Source organism: Komagataeibacter oboediens (genome assembly GCF_003207815.1).
In the GTDB taxonomy this organism is placed as follows: domain Bacteria; phylum Pseudomonadota; class Alphaproteobacteria; order Acetobacterales; family Acetobacteraceae; genus Komagataeibacter; species Komagataeibacter oboediens.
This window is the reverse complement of record NZ_NKTX01000019.1, coordinates 11,554-38,078: the sequence shown is the minus strand read 5'-3', so window position 1 is coordinate 38,078 and position 26,525 is coordinate 11,554. Positions and strand designations below refer to the sequence as shown.

Sequence of the window (26,525 nt, the reverse complement as noted above, 5' to 3'; positions counted from 1 at the left end):
TATTGCTTCGGGATATGGTTACCTGTACGGAACAGAGACAGCGAAACGATGTTTCAGGGGCCAGGCAGGAAGGGAACGAAATGAAATTCGTCATTGCCGTCATCAAGCCGTTCAAGCTCGATGAGGTGCGCGAGGGGTTGCATTCCATCGGGGTGGATGCCCTGACCGCAACCGAGGTCAAGGGATATGGCCGCCAGAAGGGCCAGACCGAAATCTATCGCGGCGCTGAATACAACATCCAGTTCCTGCCCAAGATCAAGCTTGAGATCGCCGTGGCGGACGCACAGTGCGAGAAGGTTGTGGAGGTGATCCAGAGCGCTTCGTGCACCGGCAAGATTGGTGACGGCAAGATTTTCGTCCTCGACCTTGAACAGGCTATGCGCATCAGGACACAGGAAACCGGAGAAAACGCGCTGTGATCATAAAGATTGGCAAGAGCGCCCGCCAGTTCGGGCCTGCTGCGGCGGCGGTTGCGCTGTGCATGGGCAGCCTGCCCGCCATGGCGGGCGACGCGCCCCCCGCCGCGATCGACACGGGTGATACGGCATGGATGCTGATCAGCACGGGCCTTGTGCTGATGATGACCGTTCCCGGCCTTGCCCTGTTCTATGCGGGCATGGTGCGCAAGAAGAACGTGCTGGCCACCCTCATGCAGTCGTTCAGCATCTGCTGCATCATGACGGTGGTATGGATGGTACTGGGCTACAGCCTGACGTTCACGTCGGGCAACGCGTTCATCGGCGGCCTGTCGCGCGTGATGCTCAATGGCCTTGGCGCGGGAATCAGCAAGGGGTCCGACGTGGCCTTCACCATGGCCGCTGGCACCCCCGCCGCGACGACCATGACCATTCCCGAAAGCGTGTGGATGACGTTCCAGATGACGTTCGCCATCATCACGCCGGCGCTGATTACGGGCGCATTTGCCGAACGCATGAAGTTCAGCGCGCTGTGTGTCTTTACCATCCTGTGGTCGCTGATCGTGTACGTGCCGGTTGCCCACTGGGTCTGGGGGCCGGATGGATGGGTTGCCAGCAAGATCGGCGCGATCGACTTCGCCGGCGGCACCGTCGTGCATATCAATGCCGGGATCGCGGGCCTCGTCGCGGCCCTCGTGATCGGGCGGCGCAAGGGTTATGGGGAAGATGACCTGTCGCCCTACAACCTGACCTATGCCGTCATTGGCGCATCCCTGCTGTGGGTGGGCTGGTTCGGGTTCAATGCAGGCTCCGCCGTGGGCGCGAACGGGCGTGCGGGCATGGCCATGGCCACCACCCAGATCGCCGCCGCCGCCGCTGGCGTGTCGTGGATGTGCGCGGAATGGATCAAGACCGGCAAGCCGACGGTACTGGGCATCATCTCCGGTGCCGTGGGCGGGCTTGTGGCCATTACGCCTGCGGCAGGCTTCGTGCTGCCGGGTGGTGCGCTCATGATCGGGCTGGCCGCTGGCGTGATCTGCTTCTGGGGGGCGACGGGCCTCAAGCACATGATGGGGTATGATGACAGCCTCGACGCCTTTGGCGTGCATGGCATTGGCGGCATCGTGGGCGCGCTGCTGACCGGGGTGTTCGCCTATGGCCCGCTTTCGGCAACCGATGCCAGCCCCGAAGGGGTCAGCGGGTCGTTCTCGCAGTTCGTGGCGCAGGCGGAATCCGTTGGCATCACAATCGCCTGGTGCGCGGTGCTGACCTATATCCTGCTCAAGCTGATTGACCTGACCATCGGCCTGCGCGTCACGCGCGACGAGGAAATGGAAGGGCTGGACATGAGCCTGCATGGCGAACGGATCAATTCCTGATCCCCGTCGCCATTCCTGACTACCAGCACAAAGGGCGGCCCTGACGGGTCGCCCTTTTTTCATGCGGAACAGCCAATTAAAAAATATGCCTATCATGAAGAAGTTTTTGGTGAAGCTTTTTTCAAAAAGCTTCGAAACAACGCTGCCTTTCTGAAAACAGGCGACGCCCGAAAACTTTCATTCATCCATCCCTGAAGCAGACAGAAAGCGCTTTACGCCCCCTGCGTCCGCATCACATCCCGCCGCATCGCGCAGCGTAACCCGGCGGGAAACCCTGCCTGTTCCTCCTCCCGCAACAGGGCGGCAAGGCGCGCATCCAGTGCAGCGGGCAGTAACTGGTCAAAACCCACCTTTTCATAAAACGGGGCATTCCAAGGGATGGTGCGGAAGATTGTCAGCGTCAACCCGGACAGCCCACGCGCACGCGCCCCGTCATACGCCGCCGCCAGCAGCCGCCGGCCCAGCCCCCTGCCCTGCCGGTCACGGGCCACCGACATTTCAAGGATATGCAGGTCATGTCCATGGGGCTGCGCGCTGAGGAATCCGGCAATCCGTTCCTGTTCATCAACAGCAACCCAGCAGGTGCACGTCTCGATACAGGCACGGTGCGCATCAACGGTCATACCCGTATCATCCGCCACCCATGCCAGTTCCGGCACCGCGCGGAATGCCTGCCCTGCCGAATGTTCGATGGCGGGAAGCAGGCGGGCATCACCTTCGCCCGCCAGTCGGATGGAAAACGGCATTGCGGTCATCCCGGCTGTGTACCGCGATGACCCTAACACACCCGGTCAGAACGACTGCGAAATACCGGTGAGGATGGTCCGGCGCAGCCCATATTGCGGCGCCCCGACACCAACACCCGTGCCGCTGCGCAGCATGTAAGGATGGTCGAACAGGTTTGTGACATCCAGCCGCAACTGCGTGGTGCGCAGGAAGCGGGAATGGAACAGGTCGCGGAAGGACTGCACAAGTGACATGTTGAACGTTGCGTATTGTGGAATGACGCCGCCATTGGGCACGTCCGAATCCTGCCGCAGGCCACTGCCATATACCATGGTGGCAGAGATGCGGGTGGGATGTCCGCTGCGATAGAAGAAGGTGTAAGAGCCACCTGCCGAAGCTGTCCAGCGCTGGTCATGATCCAGATGGATCCAGTGCTGGCTGATATATTTCAGGTCATCACCGTCAAAGTTGAACTGCGCGCTGGTAATATCCTTACCTATCGCCCGCGACCACGCGAAATTGCCATACAGTGACAGCGGTCCGCGGTCATAGGACGTGGAAAATTCATAGCCGTTGACCTGCCCGCGCCGGTAATTGAAGCCTGACAGGATGATGGGCGCACCGAACTGTCCTTCATCAATCAGGTTATGGGCCAGCTTGTAATAGGCATCGAACGACACGCGCCAGCCGGGCAGGATGATCTGCTCGATCCCGGCATCAAAGTAATGGTCACGCTCGGCCTTGACCGTATCGCTACGGCTGACATCGGTCGCAGCGGAGGTATTGGCAAACTGCTGCAGGTCGGACCCACCCACCACCTCGAACGGCGGCGGGGTGAAGTAGCGTGAATACCCGGCATGCAGCGACGCCCCCTTCCACGCGCGCCACACCACATTGATACGCGGGCTGAGCTGATGTTCGTTGGTATATTCCCCCACGCCATCAAAACGTAGGCCGTAATTGACCGTCACGTTATGAAGCGGTCGCCATTCATCCTGCACATACAGCCCGTAGATGTCGCCCGTGCGGCCATTGCCCGTATGGATGTTGACCTGCTGGTCCGCATCATTGAACACCGTGGCATCCGCCTTGGTGATGTTGCGTTCGGCAAAGACCTGAAAGCCGAAACGGATGGTGTGGTCAGGTCGCACGCGCCATGTCACGTCGCTCTGGGTGCCGGTAGACATGACAGACCGTTCGGCATGCTGGCTGATGCCCATATACGCAAGGTCGCCCATATTGGGGTCGGGGCTGTAGCCAAGGCTGCTGTAGCGTGAGAAAACCGACGTCTGCAGGCTGAACGCCCCGATTTCCTTCTGCAGCGACAGGATGCCGAAATCGGTGATTTCCTTCTGGCGTTCATTCAGGTTATCACTACCCGGCGCCTGGGGCAGCAGGCTGCTGTAATCATCGCCAAACATGGGCTGGCCGCCGATATTGGGCAACTGGTACTCGGCATTGGACACACCGGCAATCAGGCTGATCCGCGTGTTCTCATCCACCGTGTACCGCAGGTGACCAAGGAAATGGTACTGATTGCTCAGGTCATGCGGCGCATTGAACGAAGGCGTGGTGTTTTCGATGCCCACGCGATCATGCACGTAATCGGCGGTGAAAAAGTAATCCCACCTGCCATGCTGTCCCCCATACTGTGCAGAGGGGAAGAAGTAGTCACGCGCACCGCCATAAATGGACACGTTGCCACCCTTGTTGGTGGCCCCGTTCTTGGTCGTGATGTCCACCACCGCCGCCTGCAGGAAGCCGTACTGAACCGGCAGCGCACCGGTGGACAGTGACAGATTGTCGGCAAAGCGGGTCATCAGCGTCTGGCCGAACACGTTCAGCCCTTCGGGTAGCTGCACACCATCAAGACGGAACTGCACTTCGTTATGGTCACCTCGGACATGGATCTGCCCGTAACTGTCCTGCGCCACACCGGGGGCCTGCAGCAGCACGCTGTTCAGCCCGGCATTGTCACCACCGGGAATGGTTTCCAGCGCCTTGCGGCTGAAGGCATGCACCGTGGCCCCGGTGGAAGGCTGTAGCTGGATGCGCGCGCGGTCCAGCCGGGCGGTGACCGTCATGGCATCCGGCGCGGAGGACCGGCGCGTGGCATCCGTATCCGCCACCTGCGTGGTGGTCGTGTCGGTCGTGAGCACGCCTGTGCCCGTCGTGGTCTGCGCCACGAGGGGGAAGACCGGCGTCAGCACGGTCATGGCCGCCAGCATGGCGGGAGATAGCGGGTGACGGGAAAACCATAAACGCGTCATGTCAGGGTGGGCTCGCATCCAGTCAGGAGATTTCGGATGACCCAGCCGTATATTGGTACAATATAACATAACAACCCCTAAAAGCAGACACTTGCGCGGAGCTGGAAAAATGTTGTTTTTATGCAACATGCACATGGCCGCCCTGCTCCATGGACAGAGCAACCAGAACCACGGGCCATTCCGTCAGCACGTTGATGCAGGACAGCCGAAAGCGCTTTCCTGTGAAACAGCCTGAAAAACCGAAGGATTTTTTGAGTGAAGCTTTTTTCAAAAAGCTTCGAAAGGACACCGCCTTTTTAAAAAAGGCAGTACCCCAAAAACTTTTATGACGTCTGACCGCTACCGGATGCCGGACGTTCCATCAGCACCGGTGGCAGACGCGGGGCGTCCCGTAGATAGGCATTAAGGAACGTCCGCACGGCAGAACGGGCAATGAATTCAATATGCGCCTGATCCGTGTCGACCGGCAGTTGCAGCCGCGCCCGCGCCACGATCCGGGTCTGGCACAGGCCATAGAACTGCTCCGCCGCGAAAATCGGGTCGGGAATGTTCAGCACGCCCGCATCATTATGCTGCATGAGCCATGCTGACAGGATGCCAATGGCCTTCTGCGGGCCATGCTTCCAGAAGGTTTCGGCAAGATCGGGAAAATTCCCGGCTTCTGAGATGATGATGCGGTTGAGCATGAGCGACAGCGGCGATGTCAGCAGCCGGATCATGGCCACGGCCAGGTGTTCCAGCGATTCCGTCAGGTTCGCCCCTTCGTCAATCCGGCTGAACAGCAGGGGCATCTTCTCGCATGCGCACTGTTCCACGAAGGCGGAGAACAGCGTGGCCTTGCTTTCGAAATAGTTATACAGCGTTCCCTTGGACACACCGGCATCGCGCGCGATGCCCGACATGCTGGCCCCTTCATATCCCTGTCGGGCGAAGACACGCGCGGCACCCGCCAGGATCTGCTGGCGCTTGGCCTCCGACGTACCGGAAAGCGGGCAGCTTTCAGCCTGAATCTGACCGGGCTGATCTGGCGTGGTACCCATGGAAATCATCCTGCTCCCGTTATTCGGTACGTACTTTCGATTGACCCCGTGAGGAAAGCCGATAGGCTAGGGGACTGACCGAACTGATCGGTCAATTCATGGCATGGTAGCAAAACCCTGCCAAGGTCATACAGATTTATATTAACTGTTTCAGGGACAACAGGGGGCCGCGTTGGTGGGTAGGGGAATTTCATGGCGCACGGCGGTGGTTGGGTTGTCGGTCATGACCGCCGGGTGTGCGGTCGGCCCGAACTTCCACAAGCCAACCCCTTGGACGCCCAAGGAGTACGGCGGCCCGAAGCGTATCGCCACGACCGGCACGAATGGCACACCTGCGCAGGTCGCAAGCCAGACCACGCCGGATGATCCCGATACCGCGTGGTGGACCATTTTCCACGATCCTGAACTGACAAAGCTGGAACAGCGCGTCGCCACCGATAACCTCGATGTCCGCCGCTATGCCTACCGCATGGCGCAAAGCCGCGCGGAACTGCGCATTGCAGGGGCCGAACGCTACCCCGCCATGTCCGCCACCGGGTCGTATGCCCGCCAGCAGTACAGCACCAAGATGCTGCAGCGGATCGTGACCGATGTGCAGAGCAATCCCGGCGTCATGCAGGAAGCCCCCGTACTGGCCGAAGTACATCCCGGACAGGCCAAGATCCCGCTGTTCAACCAGTGGCGCGACAGCATTGACGCCACATGGGAAATTGACCTGTGGGGCCGCGTGCGCCGCCAGTACGAAGCCGCCGCCGCCCAGACACAGGCCACCAACGAAGCCCGGCGCGGCATGCTGATTTCACGACAGGCCGAAGTCGCGCGTGATTACATGGACCTGCGCAACACGCAGGAACAGCTGCGCATCGTCATGGAAAACCGCGACGTGGCCAAATCCATGCTGGACCTGAACCAGCAGCGCTACACCAAGGGACTGGCCAGCGACATGGAGGTGGAGCAGGCCCGCGTACAGTATGAAAACACGCTGGCGCAGCTGCCACAGCTTGAGCAGCAGCTGGTGGCGCAGGTCAATGCGCTCAGCCTGCTGATGGGCGAGCCGCCACGCGCCCTGTCCGATGAACTGCTGACCGCTTCCGCCATTCCCCCCGTGCCGCCGCGCGTGCCGGTGGGCGTGCCATCCGAGCTGGCCCGCCGTCGCCCAGATATCCGCCGGGCCGAAGCCAACCTGCACGCGGCAACCGCGCAGGTGGGCGAGGCGGTGGCCGAATTCTATCCGCGCGTGACGATCAATGCCGGGTTCGGGTTTGAATCCCTGTCTTTCCGCGACCTTGGGTTCTGGAATGCCAAGGCATGGAATGTCGGGCCGTCCATCACCCTGCCCATATTCCAGGGCGGACGCCTGCGCGGACAGCTGGAACTGCGCAAGGCCGCCCAGAAGGAAGCCGCCATCACCTACCAGCAGACCGTGCTGGGCGCATGGCACGACATTGACAACGCGCTGACCGCCTATACCGATGAACAGCTCCGTCACGACAACCTGACCCAGCGCATGGAGGCCAGCCACCATGCCCTGCAACTGGCGCAGGACCAGTACCGCCACGGCATGGTCACCTACCTGAACGTGCTGGACAGCCAGCGTCAGTACCTGGGCGCGCAATCCGATCTGACCACCAGTACGGCCACCATATCGGGCAATCTTGTCCGTCTTTACAATGCACTGGGCGGTGGATGGGAAACCACGTACCCCGAACCGGCACCGCGCACGAAGCAGGCAAAGGGCGCGCAGCCGTCCACTACGGCTGGCACGCCTGCTGCCACCCCTGCTCCCGCCACATCGCACCAACCCGCCTGAATCCGGCGTTAAAGGCTTGGCGCGCACGCGCCATGCTAGTATAAGCCGCCCCGTTCCCGACTGGATGGGCATACGCCGCCATACGGAACCACGGCGCAGGGACCTGTCATCATGATTACATTGCCCCCCGATTACCGCCCTTCGGATGATGAGGAATTCATGAATCCGCAGCAGGTGGAATATTTCCGCCTCAAACTGCTGAAATGGCGTGCGGACCTCCTCAAGGAAGCGGACGAAACACTTGCCAGCCTGTCTGAAGGTGGCATTCACGAAGCGGACATTACCGACCGCGCCAGTGTCGAGACCGATCGCGCGCTGGAACTGCGCACACGCGACCGGGCGCGCAAGCTGATTTCCAAGATCAATCAGGCCCTGCTGCGTATCGAGGCCGGGACCTATGGCTTCTGTGAAGAAACGGGCGAGCCCATTGGGCTGAAACGGCTGGAAGCCCGCCCCATCGCGACCCTTTCGATCGAGGCGCAGGAACGTCACGAACGTATGGAACGCATCCACCGCGACGACTGATCCCACCTGTCCCCCGGCTGGATGATCCCAATTTGCCGAAACACGACAAAAGGGGGTTGCCAGCCGGTGCAGGAAAAGTTAGGAAGCGCGCATACAGTGCTGCTGTAGCTCAGTGGTAGAGCACTCCCTTGGTAAGGGAGAGGTCGACAGTTCAATCCTGTCCAGCAGCACCATGATTTTCCCTTACATTCCCATCAGTATGTCTGCCCGCCTCGGTTCCTGCAGGTCCGGAGCAGAGCGCTCGTGACTGTCAGCTGCCAGCAGCAGATGCAGCCATATGTCGGCCCGTTTCCTGCGGGATACCTGCCACGCGGCGCATGAAGACGCCCGCTGCCCCTCGACCCGGTGCGTCGGCCTGAATATGCTGTCACGACTGCCTGACCCGACCCGTACAGGGGCGGGTGGAGCCGCTTCTTCTTGTGAATTCCGCGGCTCCCATATTAAAGCAGCGCATGCGGTTACGGGAACGGTAGGCTCCTCATGATTGAGAACATGCATTTCGGCACCATTGCCATTGTGGGCGATGTAATACTGGACCGTTACATTTCCGGTCGGATCGACCGGATCTCGCCCGAGGCGCCCGTGCCTGTTCTGGTGCATGAACACCTTGATATCGTGGCAGGCGGGGCGGCAAATGTCGCGGCGAATGCGGCAGCGCTCGGGGCCCACGTCCGCCTTGTCGGTCTGGTGGGGGTGGATGAACACGCCACCCGGCTGTCCCATACACTTGCACGCTGGGACCAGATCGATACGCGTGGACTGGTGCGCGACGCCCATCGCCAGACCACCACCAAAACACGGGTCATGAGCGGACGCCAGCAGATCGTCCGGATTGATAACGAGGACACCCATCCCCCCGAACCTGCCATACAGGCCGAACTGGTGAAGCAGGCGTATCTGGCCATTGACGGGGCGGATATCCTGATCTGTTCGGATTATGGCAAGGGCGTGCTGGATGACAGCGTGCTGGAACACATTATCGCCCGCGCGCGCACACGGAACATTCCCATCATCGTTGACCCCAAGCGTACGTCCTTTGCGGCCTATCGCGGGGCGACGCTGGTCACGCCCAACCGGCAGGAACTGGCGCGGGCAACCGGCCTGCCGGTAAGCACGGACGATCAGATCACGGCGGCCGCCAGCGCGGCGGGCGCGCAGTCCTGCGGCAGCATACTGGTCACCCGCTCGGAAGAAGGCATGACCCTGTGGCAGGATGACGGGACGGTCAGCCATGTGCGCAGCCGGGCGGCCGAGGTATTCGATGTCTCCGGCGCCGGGGACTGCGTGGTGGCAACCGTGGCGGCCATCCTGTCAGCGGGACAGTCCATGGAAACGGCGGTAACCATTGCCAACACGGCCGCCGCCGTGGCGGTGGGCAAGCTGGGGACGACCACCGTATCGCGTTCCGAACTCAGCCACGCGCTGATGCGCGACATGCCGGATTCCGGCAAACTCGTCTCCCTGGAACAGGCTGCCGCCATGGCGCGGGACTGGCGGCACCACGGTGCACGGGTTGTCTTTACCAACGGGTGCTTCGACCTGCTGCATCCCGGTCATATCTCGCTCATACAGGGGGCGGCGACACAGGGGGACAAACTGATCGTCGCACTGAATACCGATCGCTCCGTCCGCCGCCTGAAGGGAGACAGCCGCCCCATACAGGACGAACGCGCCCGGGCCACCGTGATCGGCGCGCTGCGCAGTGTCGATCTGGTCGTGCTGTTTGACCAGGACACACCCGAAGAGGCCATCCGCATGATCCTGCCCGACGTCATTGTAAAGGGCGCGGATTACCGCGAGGATGAGGTGGTGGGGGGCGACATTGTAAAAGCCAATGGCGGTCGCGTCGTGCTGGTTGACATCATGCCCGGCAGGTCAACCACCTCGCTTGTGAAGCAGGCGGGCGGCCAGCCCGGAGCCGAGACTGATATCCCAGCGTGACGCCCGCCCGGTTCCAGTCATGGGCCGTGCGGCAGGCCCTGCCGCTATGGTCTGAAAATGGTTTCGACAGGCAGCGCGCCCTGTTTCATGAACGGCTTGATTTCAACGGGCGTCCCCTGCCCCTGCCTGCCCTGCGCCTGATGGTGCAGGCGCGCCAGATCGCGACCTATTGCCGCGCCGCCCTGCGTGGCGACTGCGGTGCCGGTGACATGGCCCTGCGCTGCCTCGCGGAAGTCGAACGCCGTTACCACCGTGCCGATGGTGCGGCGGGCTGGGTTTTCTCCCTCGCCCCCGCCGGGCGGCCGGCCGACCGGCGACGGGACCTGTATGCGCATGCCTTCATCCTGTTTGCCTATGCCTGGGCATACCGGCTGTCGGGGGATCCGGGATTAAGGCGACGCGCGGCGGAGACCGCGACCGAACTGGAAACGATCTTCCACACCTCCGGACCGGGGTTCATGGATGCCGTGCCGCCCCGTGACGCCACCCGGCGGCAGAACCCGCACATGCACCTGCTGGAAGCATGGCTGGCCCTGTATGACGCCATGGGGGAGGAAATATACCATACCCGCGCGGCACGGCTGATCACGCTGGCCACCACGCGTTTCATCGATCCGGACAGCGGACTGCTGCTGGAGGATTTCAGCGCCGACTGGCAGCCTCTTTATCCCGCGGGCCAGAACCGGGCGGAACCTGGCCACCTGCTGGAATGGTCATGGCTGCTGCATGAATACCTGCGCCTGTGCGCACCCGGGGACGCAGCAGTCATCAGGCAGGCTGCCGGCAGGCTGCACCTGACCGCGCTGGCCCATACGACAGGCACCATGCCCCCCGTCATCCGTAATGCCGTCGCACAGGACGGACGGATTGTGGATGGAGGCACGCGCATCTGGCCCCAGACGGAACTGATCCGCTCCCTTGGCGCGAACCGGTCTGCACCGGTGTCATCTGACATAATTACGGGAATACTGGCGAATTTCGCCACCCATTACATTCCATCCCACCTGAACGGGGGGTGGATCGACCGCCTGAATGCGGACGGGACAACCCCTATGGACCATATGCCCGCCAGTTCATTTTACCATATTTACGGGGCGGTCTGTGACCTGACGGAAGGGCAGGGACACAGGGATGCGGCGGAAAACCTCTCGCACTCCACGCCATGACATCAACCGGGCCGGATCATCTGCCGCGCTGGCGCGCCCGTTGCGCCTGAGGGCGCACGGGTTTCCCGATAAGGAGGAACTGGAATGAAAATTGCTGTTATCGGGGCAGGCTATGTCGGACTGGTCACCGGTGCCTGTTTTGCCGATTTCGGGCACGAGGTCCGCTGCATCGACACCGACCCACGCAAGGTGGAAGCCCTGCGCCAGGGCAAGGTACCCATTTACGAACCGGGCCTTGCGGACCTGATCACCACCAACGCGGCGGCGGGGCGCCTGTATTTCGATATGGATCTGGCATGGGGCGTGCAGGATGCGGATGCCGTCTTCATTGCCGTCGGCACCCCATCACGCCGGGGGGATGGACATGCCGACCTGCGCTATGTGTACGCCGCCGCCCGCGCCATCGCGGCCGAGTTGCGGGGCTATACCGTGGTTGTCACCAAGTCCACCGTGCCCGTAGGCACGGGCGACGAGGTCGAGCGCCTGATCCGCGAAGCACGACCCGATGCCGATTTTGCCGTGGCGTCAAACCCCGAATTCCTGCGCGAAGGGGCCGCCATCGGGGATTTCAAGCGTCCCGACCGCATCGTGATCGGCACGACCGCCCCGCGCGCGCGGGAAATGATGGCGGAAATCTACCGCCCGTTATTCCTCAATCAGGCCCCCATCCTGTTTACCGACCGCCGCACGTCGGAACTGACGAAATACGCGGCGAATGCCTTCCTCGCCACCAAGATCACCTTCATCAACGAAATGGCAGACCTGTGCGAACGCGCGGGTGCCAATGTGCAGGATGTCGCGCGCGGCATGGGGCTGGATAACCGCATCGGCTCGAAATTCCTGCACGCGGGCCCCGGTTTTGGCGGGTCATGCTTCCCCAAGGATGTCAGCGCCCTGATCAAGACCGGGCAGGATTACGGCGTGCCGGGCAGGATTATCGAAGCCGTGGCCCACGTGAACGAACAGCGCAAGCGCGCCATGGGCCGCAAGATCATCCAGGCCGCGGGCGGTGACGTGCGGGGCCGGACGATTGCCCTGCTCGGCCTGACCTTCAAGCCCAATACCGATGACATGCGCGATGCGCCCTCCATCGCCATTACCCGCGCCCTGCAGGATGCGGGCGCAACCATACGCGCCTTCGACCCGGTTGGCATGGACCAGGCACGGCAGGTGCTGGATGGCATTACCTTCTGCACCGATGCGTACGAAACGGTCACGGGGGCGGATGCCGTAGCGGTCGTGACCGAATGGGACGCCTTTCGCGCGCTGGACCTGCCGCGCATGCGCGGCCTCATGCACATGCCGGTGCTGGTGGACCTGCATAATGTCTACAATCCCGCTGATGTGGAAAAAGCCGGGTTTTCCTATACCGGCGTAGGACGGGGCCACACCGGCCCGAAATCTGCCTGAATGGGCTGCCATCCATTTTTACCGTTAGTCGTCTCGTGGTCCGTGTTCCCATTATCCGCCTGAAGATCATGCACTCTTCCCGGTGCATCGCCTGCAGGCCGATCACGGGAAGGCAGACCACGGCGCATGACATAGGAATGTGAACCGGGCAGGCCGTAACGGACTGCCCGGATTTTGGGGGAGTACGGAATGCGTATCCTTGTTACCGGCACGGCCGGGTTCATCGGTTTTCACCTTGCCCGCCGCCTGCTGCGCGACGGGCATGACGTGACCGGTATTGATGGCATGACCAGCTATTACGATGTCACGCTGAAGCAGAAGCGCCATGCCATGCTGCGGGAATTCGAACGCTTCACCTGCAACGAATTCATGCTGGAAGATGCGCAGGCCATGGAAAACGCCTTCACCCGGTGCAATCCCGAACTGGTGGTGCATCTGGCGGCACAGGCTGGCGTGCGGTACAGCATCGAAAATCCCGGCACCTATATCAGCGCCAACCTGATCGGCACCTATAACGTGCTGGAACAGGCGCGGCGGTGCCAGCCCGCGCACCTGATGATCGCCTCGACCTCATCCGTCTATGGCGCAAGCAAGGACGTGCCCTTTTCGGAATCCCAGCGCTGCGACCACCCGCTCAGCCTGTATGCCGCGACCAAGAAAGCCACGGAAGAACTGGCGCATTCCTATTCACATATCTGGAAGCTGCCGGTAACCGCTTTCCGCTTCTTTACCGTCTATGGGCCATGGGGCCGGCCGGACATGGCGCTATTCAAGTTTACGGCCAATACATTGGCGGGTAGGCCAATCGACGTTTACAACAATGGCAATATGGAACGCGATTTCACCTATATCGACGATCTGGTGGAAGCGATCTGCCTACTGTCGCAAAAACCGCCCCGCGGGCCGGGCGCAAGTGATCCCGGCGCCAGCCCGGTTGCCCCCTACCGGGTCATCAATATCGGCAACAGCCACCCCGTCAGCCTGATGGCGTTCATCGAGGCGATTGAGAAGGCGCTGGGCCAGTCCTGCATCCGCAATTACATGCCCATGCAACCCGGGGACGTGCCACGTACATGGGCCGACTGTTCCGCCCTGCAGGCGCTGACGGGTTTCCGTCCCGCAACACCGGTGCAGGCAGGTGTGGATGCATTCGTGGAGTGGTACCGGCAGTACTATCGCGCACCGCAGACAACGATTGCCAAACAACAATAAACGTTTTCGGGTGCCGCCTTTTTTCAGAAAGGCGGCGCTCTTCGAAGCTTTTTGAAAAAAGCTTCACCAAAAACTTTTTCTACAGGCCGTTTTCAATCGCGGGACCGTCAGCCCTGCGGCACATCATCCAGACCGAGGACGGCGATATCCGCGGGCGGTCCCGCTAGCATGCAGGCAACGCCGGTCGTCCGGTCCACCACCATGCGGATATCGACAGGGCCTTCAGCGCCAAACAGGTCGGATGTCACGGCATAGGCCGGGCGCAGCGGTTCATCATCCGTGGCGTCATGGCGCGCCACCTCCGTCATGATACGCCCCAGGGCACGTTCCAGCCCATCCATCATGCGTGAAGGGGCAAGGCGCGGGCGGTCTGGCGTGCCGTCACCGGTACAATGCAGTTCCAGCAGTCTCGCCCATGCCGCGGTGGGAATGAACATGGGCATGCGCGACCCGTCATTATGGCGTTCGGCGTGCATGATACGCCGCGTATTGGCCAGTTCGATCACGTCGATGCGTGGCAGATCATCCCCGATCCGCGCGGCAATGGTGCGGGGTGCGTCGGTCATGCGCGGATCACCCCTTCGAAATGCGTCGGCAGCTTGAGGATATCCTGCGACGACAGGGCAGAGGAGATATAGAACCCCTGTATCCGCTCCGGCTTCATCTGCATGACCAGATCGAACTGTTCGCGATTTTCAACCCCTTCAACCGTAACCTCCATCTGGAACCCCTGCCCCATCTCGATCAGGCTGGACAGGACCATGCAGGCATCGGGATTACCCACGATGTTGGCGACCATGGTCTGGTCGATCTTGACCTGCGAGAACGGCAGTTCACGCAAGTGGTTCAGCACGGTAATGCCCTTGCCGAAATTATCCAGCGCAATGCGGAAGCCGGACCGCGCCAGCTCGCGCAGGTTGCGGATCCCCTGATCCGCCCGGCGGCCATGCAGCATCGCCTCAGTCACTTCCAGCACGAAGCTGTCGGGGGACATGTTGAAACGCTTGAGCGATTCTTCCAGTTCACGCTGGTAATCATCGCGGATCAGGTCCATGCGCGACAGGTTGATGGCCAGCTGGCGCGGGGGCTGGCCCTGCTCGTTCCACATGCACACGTCACGACGGAAGGCCTCGATCATGCGCGGGCCCATGGCCTGCGCCAGACCGGCATCGGTAAACACGTCGGAAAAGTCTTCCGCCGCCAGCAGCCCGCGTTCAGGATGCTGCCAGCGCAGCAGCGCCTCGATCTGGTCCACTTCAAGCGTGCGGCAATTCAGGATCGGCTGGTAATATACCTCGAACTGGTTGCGCTCGACCCCGCACCGCGCCTCGCTCAGGATGGATACACGGGCCTGCGCGCGTTCGCGCAGGCTGCGGGTGAACATCTGCGACTGCTTGCCCCCCGCGCGCTTGGCGGCGTACATTGCCATGTCGGCGTTTTTCTGCACGTCTTCCATCGTATCGGTGCCATCCAGCAGCACCGCACCAATACTGCCCGCAACGCTGACGGTCACAGTCTCGATGTCGATGGGGCGTTCCAGCACGCCCTGCAGGCGGTCCATGTACCGCTCCAGCGACACGTCTTCCAGCGTGCGATGCAGGATCACCGCGAATTCATCCCCCCCCAGACGGCTGACGGGGTCATCGGGGTGGGTCAGTTCAATCAGGCGTGACGCAATGGCGCGCAGCACGATATCACCGGCATGATGGCCATGGACATCGTTGATCTGCTTGAACCCGTCGAGATCAAACATGACCAGTGCGGGGTGCGTCGTGCTGCCGGGTTCGCGACAGCGTGCGATTTCATCGGCCAGGGCAGTGTTGAAGCCGCCACGGTTGAGCAGCCCGGTCAGCGTATCGGTTTCCGCCAGTTCACACAGCCGGTCGCGGGTGTTCATAAGCTCGGTAATCTCGAACCGGCTTGCGACATAGCCCTGGATCTGCCCCTGCCTGTCCTTCTTGGGGATGATGGTGGTCGCCACCCAGTACAGCGACCCGTCCTTGGCGCGGTTGCAGATATTGCCCTGCCACAGTTCCCCCGCCTGGATCGTGCGATACAGGTCACGGAAAAAATCCGCGTCATGATACCCTGAATTGACGATACGATGCGTGGAACCGATCAGTTCCTCACGCGAGTACTGACTGATTTCACAGAAAAGGTCATTCACATAGGTGATGACGCCCTTGTTATCGGTAATGGCGACGATCAGGACACTATCAACGAGGTCGGCCCAGAAATCCGCATCCTGGTGTGTCAGTGCCCGCAGCCGATCATCGTGTTGCAATGCCATATTCCTGCCTGGAACCTAAAATAAAAAACTGAACAGAATGTGTCATGGAATCAGTCCGGCAACGGGACAGACCCGCCGCATGATACACCCATGCGGCCGCGCCAGACCATATGGCACATCATATTACACCTTCGTGGGAATAAGGAACGACCCCTGTTCCTGCCGCTCACGGAACCATTTTTCCAGTTCGGCCGGTGGCAGGGGCTTCGCAAACAGATAGCCCTGCATCACATCGCAATGCAGTTCTTCCAGCAGGCGCCACTGCTGTTCGGTTTCCACACCTTCGGTCACAACCGTCATGCCAAGGCGCGAACCGATGCCGATCACGGCCATGGTCACGGCCTGCGCATTGGTATCCTGCTCGAAATCATTGATGAAGCTGCGGTCGATCTTGATTTCCGTCAGCGGCAGGCGCGTCAGCCGCGACAGTGATGAATAGCCCGTGCCGAAATCATCCATCGACAGCCCGACATCCAGCCTGCGGATGGCGTGCAGCACGTCTTCGGTATCGGTGCTGTTATCCATCATCACGCTTTCGGTGATTTCCACCGTCAGGCGGTCCGGCGTCAGGTTATGGTGCTTGAGCAGGTTAGCGATATATTCCGGCAGCGCACGGTTGCGGAAATGCACCGCCGACAGGTTCACGGCCACGGTGGGCACATGCACCCCGTCGCGGTCCCATTTCACCATCTGGCCACAGGCTTCCTGCAGCGACCACCGGCCAATGGCCTCGATCTGTCCCGTATCCTCCGCCACCGCGATAAAGCGGGAGGGATAGATGTTGCCCAGCGTCGGATGGTGCCACCGCGACAGGGCCTCCACCCCGTACAGGCCCCCCGTCATGGTTTCCACCTGCGGCTGGTAATGCAGGTTCAGCATGCCCTTGGCCAGCGAGTCCCGCAACGCGGAGCCAAGCATCAGCCGTTCCTGCGCCACCTGGTTTTTTTCGTGTCCGGCGAAGCGGTACAGGCCACGCCCGTCCTCCTTCGCCTGACGGGCGGCGGCATCGGCCAGGCTGAGCAGGGATTCGCTGTCCGGTCCGTTTTCAGGGAACGTGCTGATCCCGACACAGCACGAAATGCTCAGCGTGTTTTCGCCCACCTGCAGGGGCTTGGCGATGGAATTGATCAGTTTTTCGGCAAACTGCTCCGCACGCTGATGCGAGCAGTCGGGCACGACAATAATGAACTCATCCCCGCCCGAACGGCTGACGATATATTCATCATTGACCAGCGCGCGGATACGGCGCCCGATCTCGATCAGGAAACGGTCGGCGTTGACATGGCCCAGCGCGTCATTGATGTCGCGGAAACGGTCGATATCCACCATGAACAGCGAGAACTGGCTGTCGCCACCACGCATGATCAGGCGTTCGATGATATTATGCAGCGATGTCCGGTTCAGAAGCCCGGTCAGGCTGTCGAAATTGGACAGCTGGGCAATATGCTGGCGTGTCTCGTTCTGTTCGATCGCCAGTGCGCAGAAGGGCATGCAGGTCGATACCACGCGCTCGGGCCATACCTGCGACGGTTCATCATCACGCAGGTACAGGGCGAATATCCCCACGACCTGCCCGGAACGCGAAATGATGGCCGAGGAGCGGCACCCCACCAGCCCCAGCGAACGGGCAAGCGAGGAATAACCATCCCACACCACCGTATTGCTGCAGCCAGGATCGTGGCGCATCGCCTCGATCTGCTCCGGCGTCACCTGCATGCTGTCCAGTGCCGAGCGGTACCGGGCGGGCATGCCGGGGGAAGATGTGACAACGACCTTGCGCGCCTCATCGAACGTCATGAGCGCCGCGACCCCGCCTGGCACGAAACCGTCCACCCGGCGGCACAGCTGGTCGCCCACTTCCTGTACGCTCAGGTCGGATGCCAGCGCCTGGAGCACGTCATTCTGCAGGATCAGGATCTTGCGCTGACGGCTCTGCTCCGTCACGTCCTTCATGACGGCGATATAGTAGATCCCGTCCGTTTCATCGAGCTGCACACGCGAAATCGACAGTTCACCGCAGACATATTCGCCATTGGCGCGGCGGAATTCGACCTCACGCGACGTCCCGACAATGCGGCCTATGCCTGTCTCGCGATTACGGTTGATATAGCTGTCATGCTGCGCACGGTCCGCCTGTGGCACAAGGCAGCTGACATTCTGCCCCATGACCTGCGCGCGCGACAGGCCCCATATCCTCTCGGCTGCGGCGTTGAAGAAGATGATGCAGTTATGCTCATCAATCACGACCATGGGATCGATGGCCTGCTCCATGGCGGACAACAGGACATCGGCGCTTATCTTCGGCTGATCCACCGTAAACTCCAGAACGTTGGCACGATACGCCGCGCCATGTGAGATCACATTTCCTGATCGCGCGGGCAGGCTCACGTTAACCATGCCGGGCAGACCGACCCTATCCGGCGGCGGACAACCACCGGGACCGTCGATTGGGGGGATACACTACGGATTACGGGACCGGGGAAACATGACATGCCTCAATCTTGACACAAAGCCCTCAGTTCCGGCTACGTTCAAGATCCTGCGGCAGCATGCCCGCCAGCGGGCGGCAGGCATACGCACTTTCGCCCTCCGGCTGGGGCTGGTTCTGGCGCAGTTCGGCAGCGCCTGCCGCCACGGCCCGCCACGCCGCCTGCGCCAGCGCCTTGCGGCTGGGGAAATCATTGGGGTCCAGCGGCGGGTGCAGTAGTACGGTCGCGCGCATCGACCGCCATTTGACCAGCTGCCACACATGCGGCCCCAGTTCCATGTCGCCATACCAGGCAAATACCGGCCGCCGCGCATGGTTGACCGGCAGGCCTTCCAGCTGGTCATACACAACCGATACCGGCTGGATCAGCGGCGTCATGCCCGGACGTGCGGCGATGGCTTCCGCCTCGCTTTCCGGTTCCACCGGTCCCCTGCCCGGGGGCAGGCGCGGGGGTTTGGCAATGGCGAAAAAGGCCGACAGGAACGGCAGCACCCGCGACCCGTCGGATGACGTGCCCTCGGGGAACAGGATCAGGTTGTCGCCTTCCACCATCAGGCGGTGCAGCATTTCGTCACGTTCACGGCCCGTCGTACTGCGCTGGCGGCTGACGAATATGGTCCGGCCAATGCGCGAGACAAGCCCCATGATGGGCCAGCCCTCGATATCGCCCTTGGCTACGAAATTGGACGGCAGCACCGTGCCCAGCACCGGCACGTCCAGCCATGAGGAATGGTTGGACACATAGATCACCGGGCGTTCGCCATTCTGCCGCGCGCGCCTGCCGCCCACGCCACCAGCCCTGCGCCCCACCACACGGATGCGCAGCGACAGCAGCAGGCACAGCCCGCCCCAGACCATGCGCGTCCACCGGATCTTGGCCGTGCCGGGCACCAGCAGCAGCACCGCCTCGAACCCGACCGACAGCGGCACCCACACGGTAATGGCAGCCAGACGCCCCACCCCGCGTGCGGTGCGGGCATAGGCGCGCATCCGCCCTGACGGCAGGACCGTTGTCGCGGCGATAAGCCGCTCCGCGACCGAACCGGGCTGGGGCGCGATCACCGGACGGGCGGCGCGCGACGTGGACGGGGGGGCTGCAGACGATGGGGAGCGACGCCGGGTGAAGCGGCGGATGAAATCGGCGATCATGGGCTATCCATAGCCCCACCTCTGGCCGGGGGACAATATGGGGCAGGCGTGCGGAACAGGGGGCGTGTCCTGCACGCAACGGACAGACCCGCATCCACCCTTTCATCATACGGTCATATTATGGGTGCATTGATACAACATGCATGCCATGCAGCCCGTCTGCCTCACCCATCGCCCTTCCTGACTGGACCCGCGTCGCATACCCGTCCATGTTGCCCTCCCATCCTTGCAGGAGTTGTCCCTTATGTCCGCATGCAGCCGTCGCGGCGCCCTTGCCGCCACGACCGCCTTCATCATCCTTGCCGCCATCCAGCCCGCCCCGGTCCGGGCGGCCGATGACGTGCTGAATGTGCTGACATGGTGTGACCACGAGGATCCCGAACTGCTGGGCCCCTTTGAACAGGCCAACAGGGTGCGCGTCCATTTCAAGGATATCGACAGCACCTCAGCCGTGCGCACCATCCTGCACCAGTCACAGGCAGGCGACTGGGACGTGGTGATCATGGAAGAAACGGCCGCCCCGCAGCTGGCGGCGGCAGGACTGCTGATGCCGCTGGACCCGGCGGATTTCCCGTCGGACTCCGTTCCCGCCGCCATTGCCAGTCCAGCCAGCGGGTCCTACCAGGGACGGCTGTATTCCGTGCCGGAAAAATACGGCTTCCACGCCGTGGCCTTCAACCAGGCCCATGTCAGCACACAGGACATGCAGGACATCAACGCGATATGGCAACCGCGTTATCACGGGCATATCGCGATCTATGACAGCTACCTGCCCATCATGTCCTACATCGCCCTGGCGCTGGGGCTGGATCCGGCACACCTGACGGATGCCGACCTGCCTGCGCTGCAGGACAAACTGGCGGCCCTGCGCGCCAATGCGACACTGGTGGGCGATACCGCCAGCGTGCAGCAGGCGCTGGCCGACGGCGTGGTTGATATTGTCGTGGGCGGCGGCGCATGGACGACGGCGGGCGTGGGCGAAGGTGGCACGGTCAGCACGCCTACCGCGCACTCCGATACAGCCACGCAGCGCCCGGAACTGACATTCACCCTGCCGCGACAGGGCGGCATCCGATGGCAGCATGGCATCTCGATCATCGAGGCATCGCAGCGCAAGGCGCTGGCGCTGGCGTTCGCGCAGTACCTGCGCACCCCCGCCGCGCAGGCCCGGCTGGCAACGTCATCATGCTTCTGGGGCATGCCCGCCAGCACAAGCGCACCGCTGGACGCGGATATGAAAGCCGCCCTGCACTGGGACCAGCAGCCCGCCTATATCGCAGCCAGCCACCCCTTCCCCGTGCTGGATGACGCCATGGACACCAAGCTGCACACGATATGGGACAAGGTCATGAAAGATGCCGCCACACCGGATCAGCCCGGCGGTGGCGACAATGGGGGGGAGACGGCTCAGCCGTAACGGCGGGCCGCACGCTGCTCGTACCCCAGCAGGCGTTCGGCCATTATGCCGAACACCAGACCAAGGCCGCCCCACAGCACAAGCTGCATGCCAATGGCAGCTTCACGAAAGCGCCACAGCACGACGGCGGGGAAGTTGTCCGGCACTTCGCTGATGTCGGGCAGCGCCCATTGCAGCAGCGCCACCAGCACCACGAAAACCGCCCCGCCGCATAGCGTGGCGCCCCAGTTGCCAAGACGCACCGCCAGCACACGGCCCGACAGGACCGCCAGCGTCAGCGCGCACAGCGAAAAGACGATCATTTCAAAATAGGCGGTCGTGCGCAGGCCAATGGTTTCCGGCTGCCCCACGGCCGGGGGATTGGCCGGGTATTTCAGATCTGGCACCAGCACCACGGACAGGAATCCGGCCCCCGCCAGCAGCATGGACAGCATACGCGGCGAAAAGCGGCCGATCCGCCCGTAAGCCAGCGAGAACACCAGCGAAAACAGCCCGCCATAGGCCGCGCCATACATGACGGCGGCGGTCAGCAGCCCGAGCGACGACTGCACGCCACGGCTGACCAGTTCGGGTTCCGGCGGCTCACCTGATGCCGCATCCATGGCGGCTTCGAACGCAATGGCAAGATTGACCTGCGGTTCACCGAAGACACGGGCAAACATGAACGCAAGGGCGGCTGCAATGATGCCCGCCAGCATGCCACGCAGCAGAAGGCGTCCGGCCATCAGGGCATATCCCGATGTGGCCGGGGGAAAGAAATGAAGGACATGGGGTCAGATCTCCTGTCGGGAAAGCGCGTCCCGGAACGGAATGAAGCTTTATCCGCCGGGAGGTCTGACTTCCGCAGGGGCTGCGGTGTACAGTGGCGCGACCGTGCCGGAATCCCACCGGCTTCTCCCTACGGATACGGAAATGCCAGTCAATACCGCGCGGGGCGCGCAAGTCAACGTTGCGGCCGCAGAGACTGTTTCAGAAATCCGTCCATCAGATGCTATGAAATCATAGGAAGTTTTTGGTAAAGCCGTTTTCAAAAAGCTTCAAGAAACGACACCTTTTTGACAAAAGGCGGTACCCAAAACTTTCATATTTATCAGATGGTTATTTTGAAATGGGTCTTACTGGGGCTTGGCGGGCAACGTGACCTTGCTGGCATTGCCCTGTGCCGCACGCCACTGCTTCAGGGCATCGAGCGTGCCGCTGACATGCCCCTTGGGTGACAGGGCGCTGTAGGCATAGATCACCTTGCCATCCGGGGCGATGACATAGGACGTACGGCTGGCGCGGTTCACCAGCGGCAGGTGACTGTCGTACATCCGTGCGATCTGGCCCTTCGGGTCAGTGGCGACGGGAAAGCGGCCATGACCTTCGCTGACGGAAAAACGGTCGAGGGTATGCATATCATCTGTGGACACGCCAATGACCGTAGCCCCCAGCGCCTTGTACTGATCCATGGCGTTGGCGAAATCATGCGCCTCCATGGTGCAGCCACGGGTGAAGGCGGCGGGGTAGAAATACAGCACGACCGGCCCCTGACGCAGGGCATCGGCCAGCCGGAAATCAAACTCGCTGCCATTGCTGGTGGCCTGCGCATCGAACATCGGGGCCTGACTGCCCACCGGCAGGGCCGCGCGCGCGGGCGAAAAACAGACAAAGCCGGCAAAGGCCATGACACCGGCCAGCGGCAGGCACAGCCCCGGCAGGGACCAGCGCGAACGCCTGTAGAAATACCTCAATGTGTCCTCACACCCTGCGGGGCAGGATCAATGCCGTCATGTGGTTGGCGGCAGGATCTGGCATCCTGACCCGCCCAGTCGCTGACAGACCTGCTGGGCAGCTTCGTGCGACAGGCCGGTCAGCCTTGCACGATAGACATGACCATGCGCCGATGCAACGGTTGCGACCTGCGTATGCACCCCGCTGAACGCAATCTTGGCCCGGGCCTGTCCCGCCGCATGTTGCGCCTGCCCGACCGATCCATAAGCACCCACCTGCACCACCCAGTCATGGCGGTCGGCCATGCTGATGACCCCCGGCCGGGTTCCGGCCGACGCCATGGGGGCCACGCCGCTCTGTTCACGTGCACTCCATGCTGCGCGCACGGCGGCGGCTTCGGGCGATGGCGTGTCGGTAGCCGTCCCCTTCGGCACGGACGCCAGAAGCTGACGCCCCCGGCTGTGGCCGCCCCGCGCATTCTGCGCCGCCTGCGCGCGGGCAAGGGCGCGGGCTTCAACCAGCAGGTCGGCCTGTGACCGGTTGACCGGTTTGCTGCTGACGATCCGCGGCCCGATGGACGCGACATAATCGCGCGTTTCCTTGGGCAGGGTGTGGTAACGATCAAGGAAATCATCGAGCCGCCCCGGCCCGCTGTTATAGGCGGCAAGGAAACCGGGCGAGCCGTAAATGTCGTACATTTCACGGATATAGGCCGTGCCCGCTATGATATTGTCATGTGGTTCAAAGGCATCGGGACCAAGATTGTAGCGCGCACGCATTTCGTCATAGGTGGGCGGCATGAGCTGCATCAGCCCCATGGCGCCGGGCATGGAGGTCACGAACTGGCCATTATGGTACAGCTGTCCGCCCGACTCGCGCTGCATGACTTCGCGGATCCATACATTTGGCACATCGAAACGCTGGGAGGCCTCGGTGATATAAGGCCCCCACGGATCTTCCGGTGGTCCCGGCGGGGTATAGGTGGTGTGGGCGCGGGCGCGATAGGAATCGGCTTCCTGAATCATCTGCTCCTCACTCATCTCGTGGGAGCCATTATGGGCACAGGCGGCCAGCATGCCCGCAAACCCCAGCGCCAGCCATCGCAGCGACCGGCGTGTGGGGGAAGCCTGCGCGGTCGTGCCGCCATGTCCGTCAGATGCCGCTACTGCCTGCGCTGGTGCCATGCTGGTGGTATGATCCCGATCATGCCCGATCCCATGGCGGACGCGCCAACATGGCCCGCCCGGCGGGACGGGCGCCGCACCATAACAGCGTGGCTTCGGCTTGTGCAATCCTGACCCGCCGACATGTCCATGACGTAATCGGGCAGGTCAGGTTCATGCGCACCTGCAGGTCATGAAAAAGTTTTCGGTGACGCTTTTTTCAGGATGCTTCGAAGAATGCCGCCTTTTGAAAAAAGGCGGCACCCGGAAACTTCCATTCCTTCAGACCAGCCTTTTATTCCTCGACATAGGTGGCGGGATCACCACCTGTGCGGTTGTGGGGGCTGTCGAGTGTCGCAAGGTCGCTCATGTCATCCGCCGTCAGCTGGAAATCGAACGTATGCAGGTTGGCGCGCATGCGCTCGGGATGCGCACTTTTGGGGATGGGGATCGCGCCGTAATCGATCACCCAGCGCAGCAGCACCTGTGCCGTGGATTTGCCATGCCGGTCCGCAACCCGCTTGACGACAGGATTATCCAGCAGCTTGCCGCGCCCAAGCGGGCTCCAGGCTTCTGTCTGGATGCCCAGCTTCCTGTGCAGGGCGACCAGTTCGGACTGCGCGAAATCGGCATGCATCTCGATCTGGTTGACGCTAGGCGTGACCCCGGTTTCATCAATCAGGCGCTGCAGGTGTTCAGGCAGGAAGTTGGAGACGCCAATCGAGCGCACGCGGCCTTCCTTCTGCAGGCGGATCATCGCCTTCCAGCTATCGACATACTGGTCCTTGGCGGGCAGCGGCCAGTGGATGAGATACAGGTCAACATAGCTCATTTTCAGCAGTCCAAGGCTCTGCTCGAACGCGCGCAGCGTACTGTCATATCCCTGATCGGCACCACGCAGCTTGGTGGTGACAAAAATATCCTCGCGCCCCACATCGGAACTGACCAGCCCCGTGCCGACCCCGCTTTCATTCCCGTAGCGCGACGCGGTATCAAACAGGCGATACCCCGCATCCAGCGCCTCCCGCACCGCCTTTTCGGCCTGCGGGTTATCCAGTGGATAGGTACCGAACCCCATGGCGGGGATCCTGTGGCCATCATTCAGTTCTAGCAGGGGGATGGAGGTTGTCATGGTCGTTCCTTCGTCAGGCGCTCCCGGCGGCTATGGTGCCCCGGCGCGCAGGCGGCAGGGTGGCGACCGGGCCGGGGGCTGGACGTGTGTCGCCGGTCCCTACCCTAACGACAGGTCACCACTTTTGGTTTATGCCCAGTTTTCAGGACTGGCCTGCATGTGGTTCATTATCACCATTGCTGGAGGCCCCATGACCGATACACCAACCGACATATCCGCAACGGAAGCAGTCGAACTGCATCGCTCGCTGCTGAGCATTGATACCCATGTGGACATTCCGTGGCCGGACCGCGACGACTTCGCCACGGGCGCGCCGTCGCGACGGGTGGACCTGCCGCGCATGCGCGCGGGCAGTCTGAGTGCCGCATGCCTTGTGGCCTATGTGGGACAGGGCGCGCGTGACGTGGCGGGGCACGAGGCGGCCTCCACCCGGGCGGAAGCGATGCTGCACGTGATCGGAGAGACGGGCGGGATCGATGGCGTGCAGGTGTGCGACACGGCGGCAGCGGTACGCGCGGCCCATGCCGCTGGGGATGTCGCCATCATCCCCGCCGTGGAAAACGGCTATACGATTGGCGAGGACCTGTCGCTGATCGCCCGGTTCCGGGCTTTGGGCGCACGCTACATGACGCTGACCCATAACGGGCACAACCAGCTGGCCGACTCGGCACGGCCCATGCATCACCTGGATGATCCCGAAACGCTGCATGGCGGACTGTCCGGCCTTGGCCGTGATGCGGTGGCCGAAATGAACCGCGTGGGCATGCTGGTCGATGTCTCGCACACGTCACGCGACACCATGCTGCAGGCCGTTGGCCTGTCCCGCGCGCCGGTCTTTGCCAGCCATTCGTGTGTCCGTGCCCTGTGCGATCATCCGCGCAACCTTGATGACACGCAGCTTGACGCGCTGAAGGCCTGTGGTGGCGTGATCCACATTACCGCCATGGATGCCTTCCTGCGACCGCGCGACGTGCGTGACATGCGCCCGGTCACGGTGGCGGACTTTGTCGATCATATCGATTACGCGGTGCAGCGAATCGGGATCAAGCATGTCGGCATCTCGTCCGATTTTGATGGCGGCGGCGGCATACGCGGCTGGGCCGATGCATCGGAATCGCCCAACCTGACGGCAGAACTGCTGCGCCGCGGCTATGACCGCAGCCAGATCGCGGCCCTGTGGGGAGAAAATTTCCTGCGGATCCTGAAACAGGCGGAAGAGGTCGCCCGCACGATCGCGTGAACGTGGAATCCCGCGCACTCTGGATCACGCGCGCCCAA

21 protein-coding genes and 1 tRNA gene are annotated in these 26,525 nt (G+C 62.1%); 11 read left to right on the top strand and 11 right to left on the bottom strand.

The features are described from left to right. The first annotated feature begins 80 nt into the window (after positions 1 to 80). Together CFR80_RS09620 and CFR80_RS09615 are read left to right on the top strand one after the other, a co-directional pair. The gene (locus CFR80_RS09620) at positions 81 to 419 is read left to right on the top strand and encodes a P-II family nitrogen regulator (protein ID WP_010515189.1); all 339 of its coding nucleotides are present in this window, start codon (positions 81 to 83) and stop codon (positions 417 to 419) included. Next, positions 416 to 1,795 (top strand): ammonium transporter, encoded by a 1,380-nt coding sequence (locus tag CFR80_RS09615; RefSeq protein ID WP_010515190.1) that lies wholly within the window; start codon positions 416 to 418, stop codon positions 1,793 to 1,795. The genes CFR80_RS09620 and CFR80_RS09615 overlap by 4 nt, the downstream gene beginning before the upstream one ends. A 212-nt stretch (positions 1,796 to 2,007) precedes the next feature. Here the strand turns inward: CFR80_RS09615 and CFR80_RS09610 are convergent, their stop codons facing one another. The 3 genes from CFR80_RS09610 to CFR80_RS09600 all read right to left on the bottom strand — a co-directional run bounded on the left by CFR80_RS09610 (position 2,008) and on the right by CFR80_RS09600 (position 5,831). Then, positions 2,008 to 2,541 carry a GNAT family N-acetyltransferase gene (locus CFR80_RS09610; RefSeq protein WP_181418189.1) on the bottom strand — a complete coding sequence of 178 codons (534 nt, stop codon included), beginning with the start codon at positions 2,539 to 2,541 and terminating at the stop codon, positions 2,008 to 2,010. A gap of 45 nt (positions 2,542 to 2,586) precedes the next feature. Further along, complete coding sequence (locus tag CFR80_RS09605; RefSeq protein ID WP_010515192.1) at positions 2,587 to 4,791, bottom strand: TonB-dependent receptor; 2,205 nt, start codon at positions 4,789 to 4,791, stop codon at positions 2,587 to 2,589. A 323-nt stretch (positions 4,792 to 5,114) separates the two neighbouring features. After that, positions 5,115 to 5,831 carry a TetR/AcrR family transcriptional regulator gene (locus tag CFR80_RS09600; protein ID WP_029329579.1) on the bottom strand — a complete coding sequence of 239 codons (717 nt, stop codon included), beginning with the start codon at positions 5,829 to 5,831 and terminating at the stop codon, positions 5,115 to 5,117. Positions 5,832 to 6,054: 223 nt separating this feature from the next. Here CFR80_RS09600 and CFR80_RS09595 point away from each other — a divergent pair, with 223 nt between their 5' ends. From CFR80_RS09595 to CFR80_RS09565, 7 genes are all read left to right on the top strand, one after another. Then, complete coding sequence (locus tag CFR80_RS09595) at positions 6,055 to 7,641, top strand: efflux transporter outer membrane subunit (RefSeq protein WP_010515195.1); 1,587 nt, start codon at positions 6,055 to 6,057, stop codon at positions 7,639 to 7,641. Between the two features lie 111 nt (positions 7,642 to 7,752). Then, on the top strand, positions 7,753 to 8,166 hold the full coding sequence (gene dksA, locus CFR80_RS09590) for an RNA polymerase-binding protein DksA (protein ID WP_010515196.1): 414 nt from the start codon (positions 7,753 to 7,755) through the stop codon (positions 8,164 to 8,166). Between the two features lie 98 nt (positions 8,167 to 8,264). Next, positions 8,265 to 8,339: transfer RNA gene (locus CFR80_RS09585), tRNA-Thr, on the top strand. A gap of 307 nt (positions 8,340 to 8,646) precedes the next feature. Then, a complete protein-coding gene (gene rfaE1, locus CFR80_RS09580) occupies positions 8,647 to 10,107 on the top strand; it encodes a D-glycero-beta-D-manno-heptose-7-phosphate kinase (protein ID WP_010515197.1) in 1,461 nt (486 codons plus the stop codon). After that, a complete protein-coding gene (locus tag CFR80_RS09575) occupies positions 10,104 to 11,273 on the top strand; it encodes an AGE family epimerase/isomerase (protein ID WP_110507285.1) in 1,170 nt (389 codons plus the stop codon). The genes rfaE1 and CFR80_RS09575 overlap by 4 nt, the downstream gene beginning before the upstream one ends. Positions 11,274 to 11,357: 84 nt before the next feature. After that, positions 11,358 to 12,683, top strand: coding sequence for a UDP-glucose dehydrogenase family protein (locus tag CFR80_RS09570; RefSeq protein ID WP_010515199.1), 1,326 nt, complete (start codon positions 11,358 to 11,360; stop codon positions 12,681 to 12,683). Between the two features lie 189 nt (positions 12,684 to 12,872). Then, positions 12,873 to 13,895 (top strand): NAD-dependent epimerase, encoded by a 1,023-nt coding sequence (locus tag CFR80_RS09565; protein ID WP_010515200.1) that lies wholly within the window; start codon positions 12,873 to 12,875, stop codon positions 13,893 to 13,895. A 107-nt stretch (positions 13,896 to 14,002) separates the two neighbouring features. Here the strand turns inward: CFR80_RS09565 and CFR80_RS09560 are convergent, their stop codons facing one another. The 4 genes from CFR80_RS09560 to CFR80_RS09545 form a co-directional block, all read right to left on the bottom strand. After that, positions 14,003 to 14,461, bottom strand: a complete 459-nt coding sequence (locus tag CFR80_RS09560; RefSeq protein WP_010515201.1) for a hypothetical protein — start codon at positions 14,459 to 14,461, stop codon at positions 14,003 to 14,005. Next, the gene (locus tag CFR80_RS09555; protein ID WP_010515202.1) at positions 14,458 to 16,185 is read right to left on the bottom strand and encodes a putative bifunctional diguanylate cyclase/phosphodiesterase; all 1,728 of its coding nucleotides are present in this window, start codon (positions 16,183 to 16,185) and stop codon (positions 14,458 to 14,460) included. The genes CFR80_RS09560 and CFR80_RS09555 overlap by 4 nt, the downstream gene beginning before the upstream one ends. Positions 16,186 to 16,308: 123 nt before the next feature. Next, positions 16,309 to 18,582 carry an EAL domain-containing protein gene (locus CFR80_RS09550; RefSeq protein ID WP_258367760.1) on the bottom strand — a complete coding sequence of 758 codons (2,274 nt, stop codon included), beginning with the start codon at positions 18,580 to 18,582 and terminating at the stop codon, positions 16,309 to 16,311. Between the two features lie 118 nt (positions 18,583 to 18,700). Next, on the bottom strand, positions 18,701 to 19,822 hold the full coding sequence (locus CFR80_RS09545; protein ID WP_010515204.1) for a lysophospholipid acyltransferase family protein: 1,122 nt from the start codon (positions 19,820 to 19,822) through the stop codon (positions 18,701 to 18,703). Positions 19,823 to 20,066: 244 nt separating this feature from the next. Here CFR80_RS09545 and CFR80_RS09540 point away from each other — a divergent pair, with 244 nt between their 5' ends. After that, entirely contained in the window at positions 20,067 to 21,239 is a 1,173-nt protein-coding gene (locus tag CFR80_RS09540; protein ID WP_110507284.1) for an extracellular solute-binding protein, read from the top strand. On the opposite strand, the gene CFR80_RS09535 is transcribed toward CFR80_RS09540, so the two are convergent. The 4 genes from CFR80_RS09535 to CFR80_RS09520 all read right to left on the bottom strand — a co-directional run bounded on the left by CFR80_RS09535 (position 21,230) and on the right by CFR80_RS09520 (position 25,247). Beyond that, positions 21,230 to 21,964 (bottom strand): CbtA family protein, encoded by a 735-nt coding sequence (locus CFR80_RS09535; RefSeq protein ID WP_010515207.1) that lies wholly within the window; start codon positions 21,962 to 21,964, stop codon positions 21,230 to 21,232. The two genes, CFR80_RS09540 and CFR80_RS09535, sit on opposite strands and share 10 nt — an antisense overlap. A gap of 390 nt (positions 21,965 to 22,354) precedes the next feature. Next, complete coding sequence (locus CFR80_RS09530) at positions 22,355 to 22,972, bottom strand: peroxiredoxin (protein ID WP_010515208.1); 618 nt, start codon at positions 22,970 to 22,972, stop codon at positions 22,355 to 22,357. A 36-nt stretch (positions 22,973 to 23,008) separates the two neighbouring features. Continuing rightward, positions 23,009 to 24,136 (bottom strand): lytic transglycosylase domain-containing protein, encoded by a 1,128-nt coding sequence (locus tag CFR80_RS09525; RefSeq protein ID WP_010515209.1) that lies wholly within the window; start codon positions 24,134 to 24,136, stop codon positions 23,009 to 23,011. Positions 24,137 to 24,410: 274 nt separating this feature from the next. Next, positions 24,411 to 25,247, bottom strand: a complete 837-nt coding sequence (locus CFR80_RS09520; protein ID WP_010515210.1) for an aldo/keto reductase — start codon at positions 25,245 to 25,247, stop codon at positions 24,411 to 24,413. A gap of 157 nt (positions 25,248 to 25,404) precedes the next feature. Here CFR80_RS09520 and CFR80_RS09515 point away from each other — a divergent pair, with 157 nt between their 5' ends. Further along, positions 25,405 to 26,487: a dipeptidase gene (locus CFR80_RS09515; RefSeq protein WP_083819106.1), complete on the top strand. Its 1,083-nt coding sequence runs from the start codon at positions 25,405 to 25,407 to the stop codon at positions 26,485 to 26,487. The last annotated feature ends 38 nt before the right edge of the window (positions 26,488 to 26,525 follow it).

Bases quoted from the DNA above. Each gene is read 5' to 3' on its own strand.
- CFR80_RS09570 (WP_010515199.1), top strand. From the start codon at position 11,358: ATGAAAATTGCTGTTATCGGGGCAGGCTATGTCGGACTGGTCACCGGT.
- CFR80_RS09555 (WP_010515202.1), bottom strand. From the start codon at position 16,185: ATGGCATTGCAACACGATGATCGGCTGCGGGCACTGACACACCAGGAT.
- CFR80_RS09605 (WP_010515192.1), bottom strand. From the start codon at position 4,791: ATGACGCGTTTATGGTTTTCCCGTCACCCGCTATCTCCCGCCATGCTG.
- CFR80_RS09560 (WP_010515201.1), bottom strand. From the start codon at position 14,461: ATGACCGACGCACCCCGCACCATTGCCGCGCGGATCGGGGATGATCTG.
- CFR80_RS09565 (WP_010515200.1), top strand. From the start codon at position 12,873: ATGCGTATCCTTGTTACCGGCACGGCCGGGTTCATCGGTTTTCACCTT.
- CFR80_RS09540 (WP_110507284.1), top strand. From the start codon at position 20,067: ATGTCCGCATGCAGCCGTCGCGGCGCCCTTGCCGCCACGACCGCCTTC.
- CFR80_RS09595 (WP_010515195.1), top strand. From the start codon at position 6,055: ATGACCGCCGGGTGTGCGGTCGGCCCGAACTTCCACAAGCCAACCCCT.
- rfaE1 (WP_010515197.1), top strand. From the start codon at position 8,647: ATGATTGAGAACATGCATTTCGGCACCATTGCCATTGTGGGCGATGTA.
- CFR80_RS09515 (WP_083819106.1), top strand. From the start codon at position 25,405: ATGTGGTTCATTATCACCATTGCTGGAGGCCCCATGACCGATACACCA.
- CFR80_RS09535 (WP_010515207.1), bottom strand. From the start codon at position 21,964: ATGGCCGGACGCCTTCTGCTGCGTGGCATGCTGGCGGGCATCATTGCA.
- CFR80_RS09610 (WP_181418189.1), bottom strand. From the start codon at position 2,541: ATGCCGTTTTCCATCCGACTGGCGGGCGAAGGTGATGCCCGCCTGCTT.
- CFR80_RS09550 (WP_258367760.1), bottom strand. From the start codon at position 18,582: ATGGTTAACGTGAGCCTGCCCGCGCGATCAGGAAATGTGATCTCACAT.
- CFR80_RS09520 (WP_010515210.1), bottom strand. From the start codon at position 25,247: ATGACAACCTCCATCCCCCTGCTAGAACTGAATGATGGCCACAGGATC.
- CFR80_RS09525 (WP_010515209.1), bottom strand. From the start codon at position 24,136: ATGGCACCAGCGCAGGCAGTAGCGGCATCTGACGGACATGGCGGCACG.
- dksA (WP_010515196.1), top strand. From the start codon at position 7,753: ATGATTACATTGCCCCCCGATTACCGCCCTTCGGATGATGAGGAATTC.
- CFR80_RS09545 (WP_010515204.1), bottom strand. From the start codon at position 19,822: ATGATCGCCGATTTCATCCGCCGCTTCACCCGGCGTCGCTCCCCATCG.
- CFR80_RS09600 (WP_029329579.1), bottom strand. From the start codon at position 5,831: ATGGGTACCACGCCAGATCAGCCCGGTCAGATTCAGGCTGAAAGCTGC.
- CFR80_RS09620 (WP_010515189.1), top strand. From the start codon at position 81: ATGAAATTCGTCATTGCCGTCATCAAGCCGTTCAAGCTCGATGAGGTG.